This is a genomic window from Allopusillimonas soli (assembly GCF_004153445.1).
Lineage (GTDB): Bacteria > Pseudomonadota > Gammaproteobacteria > Burkholderiales > Burkholderiaceae_B > Allopusillimonas > Allopusillimonas soli.
In genome coordinates this window covers 510509-529672 of record NZ_SDQC01000003.1, presented here as the reverse complement: position 1 = coordinate 529672, position 19164 = coordinate 510509, and the positions used below count along the sequence as shown (strand labels likewise).

General features: G+C 60.8%; 16 protein-coding genes. 12 read left to right on the top strand and 4 right to left on the bottom strand.

What is annotated here, in order from left to right; genetic code table 11:
- Positions 1-37 precede the first annotated feature (37 nt).
- On the bottom strand, positions 38-2482 hold the full coding sequence (locus tag ERD78_RS12340) for a penicillin-binding protein 1A (RefSeq protein WP_129969586.1): 2445 nt from the start codon (positions 2480-2482) through the stop codon (positions 38-40).
- A gap of 114 nt (positions 2483-2596) precedes the next feature.
- Here ERD78_RS12340 and ERD78_RS12335 point away from each other — a divergent pair, with 114 nt between their 5' ends.
- The 3 genes from ERD78_RS12335 to ERD78_RS12325 are packed head-to-tail and all read left to right on the top strand — an operon-like array spanning position 2597 to position 5432.
- A complete protein-coding gene (locus tag ERD78_RS12335; protein WP_129969585.1) occupies positions 2597-3199 on the top strand; it encodes a shikimate kinase in 603 nt (200 codons plus the stop codon).
- Entirely contained in the window at positions 3196-4281 is a 1086-nt protein-coding gene (aroB, locus tag ERD78_RS12330; protein WP_129969584.1) for a 3-dehydroquinate synthase, read from the top strand. The genes ERD78_RS12335 and aroB overlap by 4 nt, the downstream gene beginning before the upstream one ends.
- Positions 4282-4289: 8 nt before the next feature.
- Entirely contained in the window at positions 4290-5432 is a 1143-nt protein-coding gene (locus ERD78_RS12325) for a deoxyguanosinetriphosphate triphosphohydrolase (protein ID WP_129969583.1), read from the top strand.
- Positions 5433-5441: 9 nt separating this feature from the next.
- On the opposite strand, the gene uvrA is transcribed toward ERD78_RS12325, so the two are convergent.
- Positions 5442-8318: an excinuclease ABC subunit UvrA gene (uvrA, locus tag ERD78_RS12320; protein ID WP_129969582.1), complete on the bottom strand. Its 2877-nt coding sequence runs from the start codon at positions 8316-8318 to the stop codon at positions 5442-5444.
- Between the two features lie 106 nt (positions 8319-8424).
- On the opposite strand from uvrA, the gene ERD78_RS12315 reads away from it, so the two are divergent.
- Both ERD78_RS12315 and ssb read left to right on the top strand, forming a co-directional pair.
- Positions 8425-9633, top strand: coding sequence for an MFS transporter (locus ERD78_RS12315; protein ID WP_129969581.1), 1209 nt, complete (start codon positions 8425-8427; stop codon positions 9631-9633).
- 178 nt (positions 9634-9811) lie between these two features.
- The gene (gene ssb, locus ERD78_RS12310; RefSeq protein ID WP_129969580.1) at positions 9812-10303 is read left to right on the top strand and encodes a single-stranded DNA-binding protein; all 492 of its coding nucleotides are present in this window, start codon (positions 9812-9814) and stop codon (positions 10301-10303) included.
- Between the two features lie 478 nt (positions 10304-10781).
- On the opposite strand, the gene ERD78_RS12305 is transcribed toward ssb, so the two are convergent.
- Positions 10782-11279 carry a GNAT family N-acetyltransferase gene (locus tag ERD78_RS12305; RefSeq protein ID WP_129969579.1) on the bottom strand — a complete coding sequence of 166 codons (498 nt, stop codon included), beginning with the start codon at positions 11277-11279 and terminating at the stop codon, positions 10782-10784.
- On the bottom strand, positions 11276-11557 hold the full coding sequence (locus tag ERD78_RS12300; RefSeq protein ID WP_129969578.1) for a type II toxin-antitoxin system TacA family antitoxin: 282 nt from the start codon (positions 11555-11557) through the stop codon (positions 11276-11278). Before ERD78_RS12300 ends, ERD78_RS12305 begins: the two co-directional genes overlap by 4 nt.
- Positions 11558-11928: 371 nt before the next feature.
- On the opposite strand from ERD78_RS12300, the gene ERD78_RS12295 reads away from it, so the two are divergent.
- The 7 genes from ERD78_RS12295 to ERD78_RS12265 all read left to right on the top strand — a co-directional run bounded on the left by ERD78_RS12295 (position 11929) and on the right by ERD78_RS12265 (position 19151).
- The gene (locus ERD78_RS12295) at positions 11929-12111 is read left to right on the top strand and encodes a hypothetical protein (RefSeq protein ID WP_129969577.1); all 183 of its coding nucleotides are present in this window, start codon (positions 11929-11931) and stop codon (positions 12109-12111) included.
- Between the two features lie 211 nt (positions 12112-12322).
- Complete coding sequence (locus tag ERD78_RS12290; protein ID WP_129969576.1) at positions 12323-13375, top strand: TRAP transporter substrate-binding protein; 1053 nt, start codon at positions 12323-12325, stop codon at positions 13373-13375.
- 96 nt (positions 13376-13471) lie between these two features.
- Positions 13472-13990 (top strand): TRAP transporter small permease subunit, encoded by a 519-nt coding sequence (locus ERD78_RS12285; protein ID WP_129969575.1) that lies wholly within the window; start codon positions 13472-13474, stop codon positions 13988-13990.
- Positions 13987-15294 (top strand): TRAP transporter large permease, encoded by a 1308-nt coding sequence (locus ERD78_RS12280; protein WP_209019981.1) that lies wholly within the window; start codon positions 13987-13989, stop codon positions 15292-15294. The genes ERD78_RS12285 and ERD78_RS12280 overlap by 4 nt, the downstream gene beginning before the upstream one ends.
- Before the next feature lie 34 nt (positions 15295-15328).
- Entirely contained in the window at positions 15329-17482 is a 2154-nt protein-coding gene (locus ERD78_RS12275) for an acetate--CoA ligase family protein (protein WP_129969574.1), read from the top strand.
- Between the two features lie 92 nt (positions 17483-17574).
- A complete protein-coding gene (locus ERD78_RS12270; RefSeq protein ID WP_129969573.1) occupies positions 17575-17976 on the top strand; it encodes a Zn-ribbon domain-containing OB-fold protein in 402 nt (133 codons plus the stop codon).
- Positions 17977-17993: 17 nt separating this feature from the next.
- Positions 17994-19151, top strand: coding sequence for a thiolase (locus ERD78_RS12265; protein WP_129969572.1), 1158 nt, complete (start codon positions 17994-17996; stop codon positions 19149-19151).
- The last annotated feature ends 13 nt before the right edge of the window (positions 19152-19164 follow it).

Sequence of the window (19164 nt, the reverse complement as noted above, 5' to 3'; positions counted from 1 at the left end):
GGACTGGGCGACACGGTGCTGCCTTGCCGGGAGGGATCTAGAACGGGACGGGTTCCGGCTTGGCCGGCGTGTACTGGCCTGCATTCCCCCCGCCCCCGCCGGTGATGCGGTTGAGCAGATCGGCAATGCTGTCTGCGCCGCCGCCGTCGACCGGTACGTCGGAGGGCGCGGGCAGGCCGACCCGTGCGACGGCCTTGCCTGGCGGATACTCGTCGAAGTAGAAATCGCCATCGATGCGCGACAGGCCGTCGGGCATGGGCCCAGGGGGCGTCTCGGCCTGATCCTTCAGGGCGACTTTCATGTAGCCCAGCCAGATGGGCAAGGCCGCGCCACCGCCGGTCTCGCTGTCGCCCAGCGACTTGGGCTGATCGAAGCCCATCCAGGCTACGCCCACCAGTTTGGGGGTGAATCCGGCAAACCAGGCGTCGTTGGAGTCGTTCGTGGTGCCGGTTTTACCGCCGACATCATTGCGGCCCAGTGCGCGGTGCACCCGTGCCGCCGTGCCATAGGTGGCGACGCCACGCAGCATGTCGTTCATGACGTAGGCCGTGCGCGGGTCGAGTACGCGCGCGGCGGCATCACCTGCCACCGTGGGCTTGGCCTGCATGATGACCTTGCCGGTGCTGTCTGTGACATGGTCGATGAGATAGGGCGGCACCCGATAGCCACCGTTGGCAAAGACCGCGTAGGCGCCGGCCAATTGCAGCGGCGTGACGCTGCCGGCGCCAAGCGCCAGCGGCAGCACGGCAGGCTGGCGGGCCCGGTCGAAGCCGAACCGTGTGATGTAGTCCTGCACGTATTTCGGCCCCACCGCCTGCAGAATGCGTATGGACACCATGTTCTTGGACTTGTATAGCCCTTGGCGCATGGTGAGCATGGGTTCGTACCTGTTGCCGTAATTCTTGGGCCGCCAGGCCTTGGAACCTGTTTGTTCGGCGGTCAGCACGAAGGGTTCGTCGGATATCTGAGTAGCGGGCGTGAGGCCGCGCTCCAGCGCCGAAGCATAGATGAAAGGCTTGAAGGACGAGCCTGGCTGGCGCCAGGCTTGCGTGGCGCGGTTGAACTTGCCCTCCTGGAAGTCGAAACCGCCAACCAGCGCCTGAATGGCGCCATCCTGCGGCCGCAGCGACACAAACGCCGCCTGCACGGTGGGCATGTTGACGACTTCCCAGTGATCGCCTTCCTTGTGCACATACACTACCGAGCCGCGCGAGATGCGGTACTTGTCCTTGGCGTTCTTGCCCAGGCCGCGTGCCACGATCTTGAGCGCGTCCTTGTCCGTGACCTCGATGATCTGGCTGGAGGTGCGTGCCACGATGACCTTGGAGGGGCTGGCCTGCAGCACGATGCCAGTGAGCACGTCATCGCTGTCGGGATACTTCTCCTGCAGGCCGTCCAGCAGCGCATCGAGTTGCTCGGGGTGCTGTTCGATGTCGTCAGGCAGGTCTATGGTTTCTTCGGGGCCTGGATAGATCGCGCGACGGGTGTAGTCGAGAATGCCGTCGCGCAGCGCCTCATAGGCGGCTTCCTGGCGCTTGGAGTCGATTGTTGTATAGATGTTGAAGCCGCGTGAATAGATGTTGTCCTGGTAAACCGAGTACAACAGTTGACGTGCCATTTCAGCCACATAGTAGCCATGGATGGAATATCCGCCGGTGGGCGTGCCCGGCGCGGACTTGATGATGATCTCTTGATTCTTGGCCTGCTCGTATTCCTCGTCGTTCAGGTAGCCCAGATTGTGCATGCGGCCCAGCACATAAAGCTGGCGCGCCTTTGCCCGGTCGAAATTGGCAATGGGGTTGAAGCGTGAAGGCGCCTTGGGGATGCCGGCCAGCATGGCTGCCTCGGCCGGCGTGATTTCGCCCAGGGGCTTGCCGAAGTAGGTGCGGCTGGCGGCGGCAAAGCCGTAGGCGCGGTGCCCCAGGTAAATCTGGTTCATGTAGAGATCGAGGATTTCATTCTTGGTGAGCGTGGCCTCGATCTTGAACGTGAGCAGCAGTTCGTAGAACTTGCGGGTGTAGGTCTTTTCGGAAGACAGGTAGAAATTGCGGGCCACCTGCATCGTGATGGTACTGGCGCCCTGCGACTTGGACATGTGGGTGATGTTGGCCACCACGGCACGGGCTACGCCAGACCAGTCGATGCCGCCATGCTGGTAAAAGTTGTCGTCCTCGGCTGATAGAATGGCCGATTTCATGACATCGGGAATTTCATTGAAGCGCAGCACGTTGCGCCGCTCTTCGCCGAACTCCCCAATCAACACCTTGTCGGCCGTATAAATGCGCAAGGGTATACGTGGCCGGTAGTCGATCATGGCGCTCAGGTCGGGCAGGTTGGGCCAGGCCAGCGCCAGCGCCAGCGTGCCGAGCAGGGCTCCGCACAAGCCCAGGCCTGCCATGAAAATGACGACTTTGAGCATGAATCGGGAAATCCACGAATGGGAGTGGCCGGTGCTTTTTTTGGAAGTGGTAGAAGAACTCATCAGGAGCGATTTTAAGTCTAACCGCGATCAGACTATGATTTGCGCATCAGGTTTATGTAACCGAGTAATGCAGAATGGTCAGGTTGGGCGCTTAGCAAGTGGGATAATACACAAATGAATCAGTCTTTACCTGCCGCACCCGACTTGCAGACTGCCGACAGTGCTGGCGCCGCCGAGGCTGCCAGCACCGCGCCGGTGTTCCTTGTGGGCATGATGGGCGCTGGCAAGACGACCATAGGCAGGCACCTGGCCCGCATGCTGAACAGGCAGTTCATCGACCTGGATCATGAGCTGGAAGCACGCTGCGGCGTTCGGGTGGCGCTCATCTTCGACATAGAAGGCGAGGAAGGGTTCCGCCGCAGGGAGACTGCGCTGTTGGACGAATGCTCTCGGCGCCAGGGCATCATTCTGGCCACGGGCGGGGGCGCCGTGCTGGCCGAGGAAAACCGGCGCATGCTGTCCGAGCGCGGCCTGGTGTTGTATTTGCGCGCCACAGCCGAGGAGCTGTTTCGCCGGGTAGCGCGCGACCGCAGCCGCCCGCTGCTGCAGACGCCCGATCCGCAGGCGCGCATCCGCGCGCTTCTGGACCAGCGTGAACCCTTGTACGAAAGCATTGCCCGCCTCACCGTGGACACCGGCTCGGCCCACGTCATGCAGCTTGCTCGCGACCTGCTTCCGCGCCTGCGGCACTACGAACAACAGGAAAAACCACAATGAATACCGTACAGGTCGAGACGCCGGGCGGCCATTACCCCATACACATCGGACCGGGCCGCCTGGATGCACTCGCGGACAGCATCCCCGAAGACGCCACCGCTATCGCTGTGGTCACCAATACGGTGGTGGGCCGCCTGTACGGCGAACGCGCCGAGGGGGCGCTGGCCCGCTCCGGCAAGCGGATCCTGCGCATCGAGCTGCCCGATGGTGAGGCCCATAAAGACTGGCAGACGCTGAACCTCATCTTCGATGGCCTGCTGTCCAGCCGGCTGGACCGCAAGGCGGTGTTGGTGGCGCTGGGCGGAGGCGTCATCGGGGATATGTGCGGTTTCGCTGCCGCCAGCTACATGCGGGGCGTGCGGTTCGTGCAGGTGCCTACAACGCTGCTGGCTCAAGTCGACTCGTCGGTGGGAGGCAAGACCGCCATCAATCACCCCTTGGGCAAGAACATGATAGGCGCGTTCTATCAGCCGATCGCGGTCGAGATCGACACGGATGTACTGGATACCCTGCCTTCGCGTGAAATCTCAGCGGGCCTGGCCGAGGTCATCAAGTACGGCCTGATCATCGATCGCCCCTTTTTCGACTGGTGCGAGGACAACGCCGCCGCCCTGCGCGCGCTGGATCCCGACGCCGTCAGCCACGCCGTCCGGCGCTCCTGCGAGCTCAAGGCGCTGGTCGTGTCGCGCGATGAGCGCGAATCGGGGTTGCGCGCCATTCTCAATCTGGGCCACACCTTCGGGCATGCCATCGAGTCCGGCCTGGGCTACGGCACATGGCTGCACGGCGAAGCGGTGGGATGCGGCATGATACAGGCGGCGCTGCTGTCCGCCCTTGTGCTGGGCCTGCCGGATGCAGACACCGCCCGGGTCCGCGCATTGGTACAGGCCATTGGCTGCCCTGTGCAGCCGCCCGATCTTGGCCTGCAACGCTGGCTGGATCTGATGCAGGTGGACAAGAAGACAGAAGGGGGGCAGTTGCGCTTCGTCCTGTTGCCGGCGCTTGGCGAGGCCAGGGTGCAGGGGGTGCCTGACGATGCACTGCGGCAGGTGCTGGCGCTGGCCGCGGCGGCGCCAGCCTGAGGCCAGGCATGAGCACGCTGGCCGTCTATGCCTGCCATCCCGAGGCGACGCGGGGGCGCCGCCACGACGAGCCGCCGCCGGTGGGGCGCGATGCCTTTCAGCGCGACCGCGACCGCATCATTCATTGCAACGCGTTCAGGCTGCTTGAATACAAGACGCAGGTATTCGTCAATCACGAAGGAGACCTGTTTCGTACCCGACTTACCCACAGCCTCGAGGTCGCGCAGATTGCGCGCTCCGTGGCGCGCAACCTGGGCTTGCACGAAGATCTCATCGAAGCCATTTCCCTGGCACACGATCTTGGCCACACGCCTTTCGGCCACGCGGGACAGGATGAGCTGAATGCCTGCCTGCGCGAGCTGGCGCCCAAGGCCGGCGGCTTCGAGCACAACCTTCAGAGCCTGAGAGTGGTGGACGAGCTTGAAGAGCGCTACGCGGCCTTCGACGGCCTGAACCTGTGTTTCGAAACCCGCGAAGGCATTCTTAAGCACTGTTCGGCCAAGCATGCGCGAATGCTTGGCGATGTCGGAGTGCGTTTCATCAACCGCACCCAGCCTTCGCTGGAAGCCCAAATCGCCAATCTTGCGGATGAAATCGCCTACAACAACCATGATGTCGACGACGGTCTGCGGTCAGGGCTGATTTCCATCGAACAGCTGCAGGTGCTGGAGCTCTTTGCCACGCATCATGCGCAGGTGCGGCGCAAATACCGCAACATCGACCAGCGCCGGCTGGTGGCGGAAGTGGTGCGCGCCATGATCAACACACTGGTCATCGACCTGACTGAAACCACGCTGGCCAATATCCGAGCCCACGAGCCCCGCAAGGTCGACGACGTGAGGGCCGCGCCCGCCCTGGCTTCGTTCTCGCCCAGTATGCGGCGCCAGGCCGATGCGCTCAAGACATTCCTGCACCAGAATCTATACCGCCATTATCGTGTCATGCGCATGACAACCAAAGCGAGAACCATAGTGCGCGACTTGTTCACGGCATTCCTGAACGAGCCGCGCCTGCTGTCCGCCCAGTATCGCCGCGACGATGCGACTGCCCAGGCGCGCGCAATTGCCGATTACATCGCCAGCATGACAGACCGTTTTGCCATACGGGAACATGCCCAGCTATTTCGCATGGGAAGCGACGCGGGCGGATAGACCGCTGCTTCAGGCCGCGCCGGCGGCCAGTGCCAGCAAAGGCTTCAGATAGCGGCCGGTGTAGCTTTCCCGTACCTGGGCCACATCCTCCGGCGTGCCTTGCGCAACGATGCGCCCACCGCCGTCGCCGCCCTCCGGCCCCAGGTCTATGATCCAGTCCGCTGTCTTGATGACATCCAAATTGTGCTCGATGATGACCACGGTATTGCCGCCGTCGACCAATTTGCGCAGCACATCCAGCAGCAGGGCGATGTCCTGGAAGTGCAGGCCTGTGGTGGGTTCGTCCAGGATATACAGCGTGCGGCCCGTGCTGCGCTTGGATAGCTCCAGCGACAGCTTCACCCGCTGGGCCTCGCCGCCGGACAGTGTGGTGGCGCTCTGGCCCAGGCGCAAATAGGAAAGCCCCACGTCCATCAGCGTATGCAGCTTGCGCGACACTGAGGGCACCGCATCGAAGTAGTCCAGCGCCTGCTCCACGGTAAGGTCAAGCACCTGGCTGATATTGCGGCCCCGATAGCGTATTTCCAGCGTCTCGCGGTTGTAGCGCTTGCCGCCACAGACATCGCAGGGCACATACATATCGGGCAGAAAATGCATTTCCACCTTCACCACGCCGTCGCCCTGACAGGCTTCGCAGCGGCCGCCCTTGACGTTGAAGGAGAAGCGGCCCGGATCGTAGCCACGCGTGCGGGCTTCAGGCACACCCGCGAACAGTTCGCGGATGGGCGTGAACATGCCGGTATACGTGGCCGGATTGCTCCGTGGGGTGCGCCCGATGGGACTTTGATCGACATCGATGATCTTGTCGAAATGCTCCAGCCCTTCGAGACTGTCGAAAGGAGCGGGCTGGGTCTGGGCGCGATGCAACTTCTGCGCCACGGCGGTGGCCAGCGTGTCATTGACCAGCGTGGATTTGCCCGAGCCGGAGACGCCGGTGATGCATATCAGCCGGCCCGCCGGAATTTCCAGGTCGACATGACGGAGATTGTTGCCGCGCGCGCCCTTTAGCCGCAACCAGTCCTGGTCTCGCGTGACGGCGCGGCGCGCCGGTATGGCAATGCGTTTCGTGCCGCTCAGGTATTGCCCGGTGAGCGATTGCGCGTTCGCCGCGAGATCGTCCGGCGTTCCCTGGGCAACGATATGGCCTCCATGCTCACCCGCGCCCGGACCCATGTCGAGCACAAAGTCGGCGTTCCGTATCATGTCCTCATCGTGCTCGACAACGATGACGCTGTTTCCCAGGTCGCGCAGGTGCTGCAGCGTGTGGATCAGGCGATCATTGTCCCGCTGGTGCAGGCCTATCGAAGGTTCGTCAAGCACGTACATGACGCCGGTCAGTCCGGAGCCGATCTGGCTGGCCAGCCGGATGCGCTGGGCCTCGCCGCCGGAGATGGTGTCGGCGCTGCGGTCCAGCGACAGATAATTCAGGCCGACATTATTCAGGAACTCAAGGCGCGCTTCGATTTCACGCACGATGCGCTGGGCTATCTCTTTTTTTGCACCGGCCAGGGTCAGATTGCGAAACCAGGCCAGGCAGGCGGACAGCGACAGCGCCTCGATTTCGTAGATGGCGCGGCCCTGACCACCGGCCTCGCCGTCCTCTGCGTCACGCGGCCCTCCCCCCAGCAGCACATGGCGCGCCTCGGGACGCAGCCGTGAACCGTGGCAATCGGGGCATACTTTTACCTGACGATATTTGCCGAGCTCCTCGCGCACGGCGGACGAATCCGTTTCGCGCCAGCGCCGCTCGAGATTGGGCAGGATGCCCTCGAAGGGATGTTTCTTGACTGTGGTACGCCCCTTTTCGTTCAGGTACAGGAAAGAGATCTCCTCGTTGCCCGAGCCATAGAGCACGCGCTCGCGGATCTCGGCGGGCAAGTCCTCGAAGGGTGTGTCCAGATCGAATTGATAGTGCGCCGCCAGACTGGTAAGCAGCGTGTGCGTGAAGGCATTTCGGCGGTCCCAGCCGCTGACGGCGCCGCTGGCCAGGCTGAGTTCGGGGAAAGCGACCACGCGCTTGGGGTCGAATGCTTCCACCGAGCCCAGGCCGTCACAAGTCGGGCAGGCGCCGACAGGATTGTTGAAACTGAACAGTCGCGGCTCGAGTTCGCTTAGGCTGTAGTGGCAGACGGGGCACGCATAGCGGCTGGAGAAAGGGTAGGTTTCGCCGCTGTCCATATTGAGGGCCAGGGCGCGGCCGTCGGCCAGCTTGAGCGCGGTTTCAAAGCTTTCGGCCAATCGCTGCTGGCTTTCTGGCCGAATGCGCAAACGATCGACCACGACATCCACATCATGCTTCTCGGTTTTCTTCAGCGGTGCCATGTCGTCGATGGATACCATTTGTCCGTCGACGCGCAGGCGCACAAAACCTTGTGCCTGGAGGCTGACAATATCTTCCTCGAAGCTGCCCTTGCGCGCCCGCGCAATAGGCGCAAGCACCGCCAGCCGTGTTTCCGGGGCCAGGGCCAGCACCTTGTCGACCATCTGGCTGACACTCTGGGCTTCCAGCGGCAGGCCATGGTCGGGGCAATAAGGCGTGCCCACGCGGGCATAGAGTAGACGTAGATAGTCGTGGATTTCGGTAATCGTGCCCACCGTGGAGCGCGGATTGTGGCCCGCGGATTTCTGCTCTATGGAAATGGCAGGCGACAGGCCTTCGATGAGATCGACATCGGGCTTGTCCATGAGCTGCAGGAATTGGCGGGCGTAGGCGGACAGGCTTTCCACATAGCGCCGCTGCCCTTCCGCATAAAGCGTGTCGAAGGCTAGCGAAGACTTTCCCGACCCCGACAGCCCCGTCACCACCACCAGCTTGTGGCGGGGCAGATCGACGGAGATGTTTTTCAGATTGTGTGTCCGGGCGCCGCGGATGCGTATCGCTTCCATAAACTGTAGAGTTCCAGGTCTTTTCAAAAGCCAACTTGTTACTATAACGCGCCCACCTGTTCCGTGCCCGCACGACATATCGATATGGTTTAATGAAGCCATTCTTATGACTACGCATACCTCCTCGTCCGCTGGCGCCTCCCGGGCCAGGCTTAAGCTGACCCCGACCGAGCGTCGCGCCAGTGTCATGCTGGCCATTCTCTTCGCCGCGCGCATGCTGGGGCTGTTTCTGCTTACCCCGGTTTTCGCTGTCGTAGCGCAAACCTTGCCTGGCGGCAACGATGCCGCCCGTGTGGGCCTGGCGCTGGGTGCCTACGGGCTGACCCAGGCGGTCATGCAGATTCCGTTGGGCATGGCGTCTGACCGCTGGGGGCGGCGTCCCGTTATCGTTGCGGGTATGGTCCTGTTCATCGTTGGCGGCATCATCTGTGCTCTGGCGCGCGATATCGACTGGGTGCTGGTGGGGCGAATCATCCAGGGGCTGGGAGCCGTTTCAGCCGCCATCACGGCCTGGGTGGCCGACGCCACCCGTCCTGAAGTGCGCACCAGGGCCATGGCCATGGTCGGCGGCTCCATTGGCATCTCCTTCGCCGCCTCCCTGGTGCTATCGCCGGTGTTGGTGGGGGAGTTCGGTCTGTCCGGCCTGTTCTGGGCCATCAGTCTGCTTGGCTTCATCTGCCTGCTCATTGCCGCTTTTGTGGTGCCGGCCGTCCCCATGGCCCGAGCGAGCATGGCCCAGGCCCGCGCCCGGGACGTGCTTGGCCACGCCGACCTGCTGCGCCTGAATTTCGGTGTGTTTTGCTTGCACTTCATCCTGATGTCGCTTTTTGTCGTGGCCCCAGGCCTGCTTGAATATCTGGGCGGGTATAAGTCGGCCCAACTCTGGGAGGTCTATCTTCCCGTCATCCTGATGTCCTTCGTGCTCATGGTGCCGGCGGTGTTCTACACCGAGACGCGTCGGGCACACAAAGTGGCGCTGGAGGTGTCGGTGGCCGCGCTCGTCGTCGTGCTGGCGCTGATGCCTCTGGCCAGCCACAGTTTCATCCCCCTGGTTGTAATGCTGGTGGGCTTTTTCATTGCCTTCAATATTCTTGAAGCCTTGCAACCTTCGCTGGTGTCCCGCGTTGCGCCCCCCGATTACAAGGGCTTGGCGCTGGGCTTCTACAATACGGCTCAGGCCTTGGGCGTCTTCATGGGAGGCGCCATTGGCGGGCTGCTGGCTTCGGGAGGCCGTACTTCCACGGTATTCCTGCTCTCATCTGCGCTGGCCTTTATCTGGTTCCTGACGGCTCGCGGCTTCAAGCCGCAAAGCTGAGGCGGGTTGCGCCATGCGGGGCAGGTGAGTGGACGCTTTTGCGAAGGCTTATCCGCCGCGCTGGTGACAGGCATGGCGTGATAGTCGATAATGGCTTTTAGTGCAAATTCCGGCCTTGCCGCCTCGAAAAGGCGACGGGCCAAACTCGATTCAATCCATATTTCCAAAGGTGCATATCATGGCCTCTGTCAACAAAGTCATTCTGGTCGGCAACCTCGGCCGAGACCCCGAAGTCCGTTACAGCCCCGACGGCGCGGCCATCTGCAATATTTCCCTGGCCACCACCTCCCAATGGAAGGACAAGGCCACGGGCGAGCGCCGCGAAGAAACCGAATGGCATCGTGTGGTGTTCTACAACCGCCTGGCTGAAATCGCAGGCGAATATCTGCGCAAGGGCCGTTCGGTATACGTCGAAGGTCGGCTCAAGACCCGCAAGTGGCAGGACAAGGAAACCGGCGCCGACCGCTACAGCACGGATATCGTTGCCGATCAGATGCAGATGCTGGGCGGGCGCGACAGCGGCGACGCCAGCATGGGCGGCGACTACAGCAGCCAGGGTTCGGCACCCCAACGCAGCCAACGCCCCGCGCCTCAACAGCAGCAGCGCCCCAGCCAGCAGCAGGCCGCGCCGGCCAACCTGGCGGACATGGATGATGATATTCCGTTCTAAGGCTTACCACTCTCTTGAGTGTCAACAAAACCCAGTAGCTCGTTGAAGTTACTGGGTTTTTTCTTTTGACTATGTAAATTGGCTAAACCGCCTAAATTTTGGTAAGGCGTACTGCATTTGCAATGTAAACGACATATTTTTTAGGGTTCTGTCTTATTGGAAGGACAGGGCCTTAAACATATGTCAGCAGCATCGTATCGTGTCGTAATAGGGGTTAAACAAGATGGGGAGCGTTTCCCCATGCTGACGCGTGATGGCGTTCCCTTGTGGGCTACCACGCTATACAGTCTGCACGCACGATGATGTAGCAAGCGATTGGACGGGGTTGTGAGGCAACGGCATTACTTTTATTCGCGGAGCACATTCGCCAGGGCGAGGATGTGAAGGCGGCGCTTGAGGCTATTTTGGCTGCTTATCCAGCACTGGTTCCGGCGGATCAACATGATCAGGGATGACCGTTGCAAGTACAGTGTGTATGTCAATAATTTCGGACTGTGGCCAGTGGCAGGAACAGTGTCAGAGGCGAATCATGCAAAGCAATGAAGCCATGATGCCGATAGAAGGCTGCGGCGACGTCATCTTTAGCATCCACCATCATGGCGAAAGCCGCAATCTCGGCTCGGGCTGCACGGTCGAGCGCATCTGCCAGCAGGGCACCGCCTAGCCCCAGCCCCTTGGAAGCCTGATCGACCGCCAAGCGGCCCATGCGAACCGCAGGCACGGTGGGATAGCGCGGCAGCTTTTTACCGATACGGGCAGGAAGGTCAGATAATGGGATGCTTGCCGACGCCAGTGTGTAGTAGCCTGCGATACGCTGCTCATCGGTCAGTGTCACATAGCAAGCGGCCACGCGACGGCGAACGTCCTGAGACGCCTGGGACAGCAAGTATCGGTTCAAAGGCAGCGAATCGCTGTTGAATGCGGCGCGATCATGCTTGGTATCCAGCAAAGCAATGCGGAATGGCGAAATGCTCATTCAGCACGCAGTAGTTTGCTGCGACGAGCAAAAGCACGTTTCAAGGCCGGTGTTTGCTTGGGCGGGGACAACAGCGCCTGTGCAAAGGATTCTTGATCGGCCATCGACAACCGGATGACAGTATCGTGCTCAATGGCGCGTTGTGCGGCGTCTTGGACAGCATTCACCACGAAATCGGTCATGGTGCGACCTTGAATCTCAGCGGCGCGCTTGAGCATCGAATGCAAGTCAGTGCTGATTCGCGCTTCGAGACGAGCAGTAGAAGCGGTTGCTGGCATAGTGGTATCCTCCTACCGATAAAATACGGCAAATTGCCGTACAAATCAACTCAAAAAACCCTCCCCGACGCCGCTAACTTCCTCCTGATTGAACGCCGCCTTTCGCGACTCGGATTACCTCACGCTGCTACGGCCATGGCTGAGTGCGACGATACCCAAATCGAATAGGTTCTTTTTGACTGACGGGGATAGCGATAGCTTGGACGACTTCGCCCATGATGCGGTAGTGGATCGCCCCAAGAGCCCTTACCGGGCAAACAGGGGATCAGCCTCCACCTAGAGCTGCTAGCCCAGATCAACAGTGCTAGCCGGGCCGCGCGCCTGACACTCGATTCGGCGACAACGCCAAGGCAGGAAATCGGATACAAGGCATGGATCACGGCGCCTACGCCGGCTTCACGCAACGCGCATTGGCTGAAATGGCCAGCAAAGACGGGCTTACCACCCGAGTAGAAGATGTGGCCGAAGCCACATGGCGTGCTGTCACTGACCGGTCTACGCAGATACGCATGCCAGCAGGCGCGGACGCCGTGGCGGCAGCTACGACGGCATAAGCCCACCAAGTCGCAGGGCAGCGCGAAGCCTATCGTTCCGGCGTTGCGAACTAGCCTGATCGCTACAGCCTGGCAGGGCATCCCATTCGCTCTGCGAACCAATATGCTTTGAGTATCAGAGAAGAAAAAAATAATATCGGCCGCCATTAATCAATGCCGCAATGCCTCGGGTAAGATAAACGCGCATCAATAATAAAAGGGAGACAGAAGCATGCGTATGTCCATCAATGCCCTTGTTCTGGGCTCGATTGTTGCATTGAGCATGGCCCCTGCCGCTCATGCCGAGAAGCCGATCCAGCTGGAGTTCAACAACTGGCTGGCAAGCACCGCCGCCGTGTCGGTGGGCGCATTCGAACCCTGGAAGAAGCTCGTGGAGGAAAAAACGAACGGGCGGGTGAAGGTCAATCTATATCACGGCGGCGTACTGGGTGGATCACGCTCCGTGCTGGATGATGTGCGCGGCGGCGTCTATCACGTGGGTTATTCGATTCCGACTTACTACTACGATACGCCTTATTTTCAGCTGCTCGTGGGGGAACTGCCGTTCGCGCTGCCTGGCAGCAAGGTGGGTGCCAAGGTAATGACTGCGTATGCCCAGAAGTACAGTCAGGATATCTTCGACAAGCTGGGCGTCAAGAACATGGGCGTCGGTGTGTCTGATCCTTATGTCATTATCAGCACAAAGCCCGTACGCACATTCGACGACATGAAGGGGCTGCGCATGCGGGCGCCCGGCAAAACCTGGGTGCCCATTGCCAAGGAGTGGAATGCCGTTCCCACGCCCATGCAGCCGGAAGATGCATATACCGCGCTGGATCGGGGCACCATCGATGCCATGCATTACTCGCTTGCCGGTGCGCTGGGTTGGAAGTATCACGAGGTGGCGCCCTACGTGACCCGACTGAACACGCCCACCATAGTGGTCAACATGATCATGAACAAGGATTTCTATGAATCCTTGCCGGATGACTTGAAGAAGCTGTTTGACGAGGAGTTGGATCCCGCCCTCATCGACTTGATTGCCACCGTCTATGAAGATGGTGTGGTCACGTCCACCCAGAAGATGGAAGCCGTGTTCAAGTCCAAAGGCAAGGGCGAGTTCATCACGCTGTCCGACGAGGAACGCGCCCGCTTTATCGCACCAACCAAGCAGGCCTGGGACGACTGGGTTGCCGAGGCCGATAAGCGCGGCATGGATGGCGAGAAGATGCTGTCCAATTTCAAGTCCATCCTGAAGGAAAACGGGGTTACGCCGCCGTTCTGACCCGCTGTCAGGCAACACGCTGCAAGTGACGACAGTACCGAAAAACCGCGACACCCTTGCCTGGCGAGGGTTGTCCTCTACGTTTACGCCTGTTCAATGAGCAAGATTCGTGTTTTTGTTGATGCGGCCACGGCGGCATACAAGTGGGGCGCCTCCATTGTGGCGGTGCTCATGATGCTGGTCATTGCCTGCGCGGTTGTTGCACGGGCGCTCGGTACACCCCTGCCCGCGGATGTGGAGGTAATACAGCTCACGATGGGAACCCTCGTGATGCTGGGGTTGGCCTACACAGAGCAAGTTCAAAGTCACGTCACGGTGGGACTACTTGTCGATCATATGCCGCCGCGCTGGCAGGCCGCGCTGGATCTGGTTGCGGTCGCTCTGATCTGCGCGGCATGCGCGGTGATAGGGTGGGTCAATCTGACCGTGGCGGTCGAGTATTTGACGGTTCGCCCGCGCTCGACAGACTATTTGTCCATTCCTCTCTGGCCTTTCAAGCTCATCATCGGGTTCGGCTTCTGGCTGTGGGCATTACAAGCCGTTCTGCGCGTGCCCGAGATTCTGCGCAACGCGCGCGAAGGTGTCGTTTCGATCAGGAACGGGGGACACGCATGACGCTGCCAGTGGAAGTCATCGGTGTAATTGGCGTGGTGTCGATGTTTGTGCTGATGTTTCTGCGTGTCCCGATCGCCATAGCCATGGCTGTGCCGGGCATCGTGGGAACCTGGTACCTGCGCGGCTGGACGCCCACCAGCACGATACTCAACACGGTAATCTGGAACCACAGCTACAGCTATGCACTGACGACCATTCCGATGTTCGTGCTGATGAGCGAGCTGATATTCATCTCGGGCATCAGCGCCGATCTTTTCTCTGTTTTCCGAAAATGGCTGGGTGCGATACGTGGCGGCTTGGCCCTGACCACGGTGGGCGCTTCGGCGATCTTCGCGGCTGCCTGCGGCTCCAGCATCGCCAGCACGGCCACCATTGGCATCGTGGCATCCAAGGAAATGCAGAAGGCAGGGTATTCGGATTCGCTGTCCAGTGGCTCGGTTGTTGCGGGCGGCACGCTGGGCATTCTTATTCCGCCGAGCACGGCCTTCATCATTTACGGCATTCTGACGGAAGAGTCGATCGGCAAGTTACTGATTGCCGGGATATTGCCCGGCGTGCTTCTGACCCTGCTGTACATGGCCACGGTGTATTGCGCGGTGCTGGTGCGGCCCAGCCTGGGCCCCGCGGTCGAGCGCAGTTCCTGGCGCGAACGCATCAGTGCGTTGCGCTCTATTGTGTGGATAGCGGTGCTGTTCGTGATCGTGATCGGCGGCATGTATGCCGGCTTGCTGAGCCCTACCGAGGCGGCAGGCTTCGGCGCCCTCGGCGCGCTGGTGATTGCCTGGATACGAAGACGCATGACCTGGCGCAACTTCGCCACCAGTCTGCACAACACGATCAAGATCACATCCTTTCTGTTTGCGATCATGCTGGGCGCATTCATACTCAATTACTTTCTGGCCATTACGCGCCTGCCGGCCAATCTAGCCACCTTCATCAACGGGCTGGATGTCGATCCCATCATGATTCTGCTGGTCATTCTGGCCATCTACGTTTTTCTGGGTGCCATCATGGATGCACTGGCCATGGTGGTAATCACCATACCCATCTTCCTGCCCATGCTTCATGCATTGGGCTTCGACCTGATCTGGTTTGGCGTGATAGTCGTGATCATGATTGAAATGGCGCTCATCAGCCCGCCGGTCGGCATGGGTTGCTTTGTGCTCAAGGGCGTGAACCCCAGCCTTTCCATGGGCAGCATCTACAAAGGTGCGCTGCTTTTCATGCTGCCCATCTTTGTGCTGCTGGGACTGTTGATTGCATTTCCGGATATCGCGTTGGTGCTCCCGCGCCTGATGCGTTGATCATTCATTCAAAATTTGGGGAGAGCAGGGCGCAATGAGCGCAAATCGCCGCAAAGTATATCGACGCACCGAACTGGAACGCCTGTTCGCTCCGCGATCCGTCGCCATCGTGGGTGTCTCGCCCAAAGCCAGTGCCTTTGGGTCCCGGACGCTGGACATCATTGAAAACTCGGGATTCACTGGCCGGGTCCATGCGGTCAATGCAAAATACGACCGTATCGGCGCCAGGCCCTGCTACCCGTCCATCAGGGCCCTGCCCGAGACGCCGGACTGCGTGGTCATTGCGCTTCCCCGGGAAGGAGTGGAACCGCTGGTGCGCGAATGCGCTGATTGCGGGGTTGGCGGCGTCATAATCTATTCCTCCGGTTATAGCGAAACCGGCAAGGCTGGCCGTGCGGAGCAGCAGGCCGCGCTAACTGGCATAGCCCGCGAGTCGGGCATGCGTATTCTCGGGCCCAATTGCATCGGCATCCTGAATCACACGATAGGCTTTCACGCGAGCTTCATTGCGGTGCCTGAAGGCCCGCTTCCCAAGCCGCGCCGGGAGGCGATAGGTCTGGTAAGCCAATCGGGCGCGCTCGGGTTCGCGCTTTCCCAGGCCAGCGAGCGCGGCATTTCATTCAGCCACATGCTTACCTGCGGCAATGCCTGCGATGTGGATGTGGCGGATGAAATCAGCTTCCTTGCCGATGATCCGGGCTGCCGGGTCATTGCCTGTGTATTTGAAGGGATGTCTGATCCGCACCGGCTCATTGAGGCTGCGGAAATCGCGCGCGATGCGGGCAAGCCGGTGGTGATATACAAAATGGCTACCGGCGCGCAAGGCGCTGAAGCCGCCATGTCGCATACCGGTTCGCTGGCGGGCTCGAACGCCGCCTATCAGGCTGCGTTCAGACGCGCGGGCATCATCATGGTGGAGGACTTCGAGGCGCTCGTCGAGTCGGCGGCCTTTTTCGCAAAGGCCGGCCGGCCGGCCGCGCCCGGCGTGGCGGTGGTGGCGACATCGGGTGGCGCCTGCATCATGGCGGCGGATAAGGCGGAACGGCATCGTGTGCCGTTGCCGCAGCCCTTGCCGGCCACGCGTGAGGTGCTTGAACAGATCGTCCCGGAGTTTGGTTCGCCTCGGAATCCGTGTGACGTGACGGCGCAGGTGATTTCGTCGGCGGAAAGCCTGCAAGTGTGCGTCGATGCCCTGATGGACGATGACACCTTTGGCGCGCTGGTGGTGCCACAACCGCTGTCCTATGCGCTGGCGGCGGGGCGGCTGGCCGTGTTCAGCGCCGCAGCGAGGCGTCAGCGCAAGATTGCCTGCGCCATATGGCTGACCGAGTGGCTGGAGGGGCCGGGCGTGCTGGAAATGGAGGCGGATGATCATGTGGCATTGTTTCGCTCCATGGACCGATGCTTTGCCGCGCTGGCGGCATGGAATGAGCGGGAAAGCAGACTGAGCATGCCGGCCCGCACGGTGCCGCGTCTGGCTGACTCGGGCGCCGAGGCCGCCGCGATGCGGCTGCTTGCCGATGCCGGAAGCGATGTTCTCACGGAGCGCGAGGCCAAGCAGGTGTTGAAGCGATATGGCGTTCCTGTGGTGGAGGATAGACTGGTACAGAGCGCCGATGCGGCGGCGGCCAGCGCCACCGAACTGGGATATCCCGTGGTGATGAAAGTGGAGTCGCCCGATATCCTGCATAAGACTGATGCCGGCGTCGTACGCCTGAATCTGGAAAACGAGCAGGACGTGCGTGCGGCTTTCGAAGCGATCATGGAAAACGCGCGGCGCGTCACGCCCATGCCACGCATACAGGGTGTGCTTGTCCAGCCCATGGTGCGAGCCGGCACGGAAATCATGGTGGGGGCGAAAATCGACCCGCTTTTTGGCCCGGTTATTGTCGTGGGCCTGGGTGGCATCATGGTCGAATTGTTGAAGGATACGGTATTGGAGCTTGCGCCCGTGAATCATGGCGAGGCGCTGGGAATGCTGGGCCGTCTGAAGGGAAAGGCGGCGCTGGGTGGATTTCGCGGTTCGGAGCCGGTTGACCTGGACGGACTTGCGGACATTGTTTGCCGGCTTTCGGAGTTGGTCTCGGACCAGCAGTCTCGGATATCCGAAATGGATGTCAATCCGCTGATCTGCTCGGGAGGCAAAATCATGGCTGTCGATGCGCTGATTGTGCGTCGGAAAGCCTGATGGCGACGGTGCCGTCAGGCTGGGCTGGAACAAGTCGTGATCCGATGGCGGCTTGTTCCGTGACGCTGCCGCACACGCAGAAGGAGTGGAGCATGAACACTGAAACTCAAGCCGACGCATTCTCGGGACCGGGCCCCTTCGAGGCTTATCTGCAGCATCTCGAGCAGGGCGTGTTTCGCATCCAGCATTGTGCCGGCTGCGGTCTGCACGTGTTCTATCCGCGCCTGACCTGTCCGCACTGCGGCAGTATTTCTCTGTCATGGGTCGTTCCATCTGGGCGGGGCACGGTCTATGCGGTCAGTGTCGTGAATCGCCGAGCGGAAAAGGGTGGGCCATACAACGTGGTGCTGGTCGATCTGGAAGAGGGGCCGCGCATGATGTCACGCGTTGACGGCGTCGACGCGCAGGCGGTGAAGATAGGCATGAGAGTGCAAGCCACGATAGATGCACAGGGCGCCGAGCCCTGCGTGGTATTCGTGCCAGTGGACGGTTAACAGTGGAAGGAGAGAACATGGCCGGCAGTTTGCGAGGCAAGACCGCCATTGTGGGCGTGGCCCTGGCCGGATTGGGCGAGTCGCCGGGGCGCACGTCGGAAGATATTGCTATCGAGGCGAGCTACAAAGCGCTTGCCGAAGCCGGATTGAAGACCAAGGATGTCGATGCCCTGTATGGCTGTCTGCCCGGCGACAGCAACCAGTTGTCGGGGCTATTGATTGCCGAGACGCTGGGTATCCATCCGAAGATCACCGATAACAATCGTACCGGAGGGTCGTCCTTCCTGTCATACACGCTTGCGGCAGCCATGGCCATCCAGGCGGGCCTATGCGAAACGGCGCTTATCTACTACGGCAGCAACCAGCGATCCAGCAGCGGCAAGCTGATTTCCTCGGTGAAACCTTTTCCGTTCGAAGCTCCCTACAAACCAATATTTCCGGCAACATCGTATGCCTTGGCGGCATCCAGGCACATGTATCAGTATGGCACCACGCGGGAGCAGCTTGCAGCGGTGGCCGTGGCTGCGCGTCAGTGGGCCAATATGAATCCTGATGCATTCATGCAGGGTCCATTGAGCATAGAAGATGTGCTGAACACGCGTATGGTGTCCAGCCCGCTCACCGTACGCGACTGCTGCCTCGTGACTGACGGCGGTGCCGCGCTGGTCATGGTGTCCGCCGACCGGGCCCGTGATTTTCCCACGAAACCCGCATATCTTCTGGGTGCGGCGGCTGCCACCACACATATGAACATCATGGCCATGGCCGATCTGACCGAGACCGCGGCCCGAGAATCCGGTGCGCGTGCCTTCGCGATGGCAGGTATGCAGCCGGCCGACATCGATGTGCTTGAGCTGTACGACGCCTTTACCATCAATCCCATTCTGTTTCTCGAGGACCTGGGTTTCTGCAAGAAGGGCGAAGGCGGCCCGCTGGCGGCCAGCGGTGCCATCGCGCCAGGCGGACACCTGCCTGTGAATACGAATGGCGGCGGCCTGTCTTGCACGCATCCGGGCATGTACGGTATGTTCACGCTCGTTGAGGCAGTGCGCCAGTTGCGCGGCGAATGCGGCGCGCGGCAGGTTGAGAACGCACAGGTTGCGCTGTGCCATGGCAACGGCGGCGTACTGTCCAGCCAAGTCACGAATATTCTGGGTACTGAAGCCACGCTCTGAAGAGCTTGCTTGG